At 42.4% G+C, this 653-nt stretch carries 1 protein-coding gene; it reads right to left on the bottom strand.

All coding sequences use genetic code 11. The annotated features are described in order from the left end of the window. Positions 1-173: 173 nt before the first annotated feature. The coding region (locus A3729_RS06785; protein WP_197475641.1) for an iron-containing alcohol dehydrogenase at positions 174-653 on the bottom strand (480 nt) is incomplete at its 5' end.

Genomic DNA, 653 nt, shown 5'->3' with positions numbered 1-653 from the left:
AGTGATTTATGAGAACTAGGTTATACCCCATATGTCGGTATTGCTATTGGCACCCCACCCAATCCTGACTCTTCATTGCGGCTCCTTAAAGAAAGTCTATGCAGTAATGACAAATGCAAAGACCGAAGCAGTAAGCGTCAGGATCAAGTCTAAGTGGACTAAAAAATTCACCCTCAAGCTACAGTATTTGGTAATAGTTGCTGTAAGAGTGTATTGCAATCTTGTTCTGGCATAAATTTGGGAACAGGATAATTGAAATAGGCTTCGCTCATGGCATCTTTAACGATGGAAGGAAAGTCTTCTTCTTGAAGCTCAGCAATCGTTTCCGGGATATCGACCGCTTTATTAAACGCAAAAAGATACTCTACCACTCTCTTTGCTGATTGTTTTGTGTCGTCTCCTTGTTGCACGATGCCAACTTCTTGTGCAATCGTTGCCAGCTTGACTTCAATTGAAGGCGCTGAATATTGAATCACATGCGGTAATACAATTGCATTACCCAAGCCGTGGGCAACACCATACTTCGCACCCAATTGATGAGAAATAGCATGTACGTAGCCCAGTGATGCTTTCGTAAACGCTAGTCCTGCTTTGTAAGAAGCTAATGCCAGCGCACTTCGTGCCTCAATATTACTTCCATCCTTAAAAGCAAT

The organism is Oleiphilus sp. HI0043 (genome assembly GCF_001634935.1).
The sequence above is the reverse complement of the archived record's forward strand: the minus strand, read 5'-3'. Positions and strand labels throughout refer to the sequence as shown.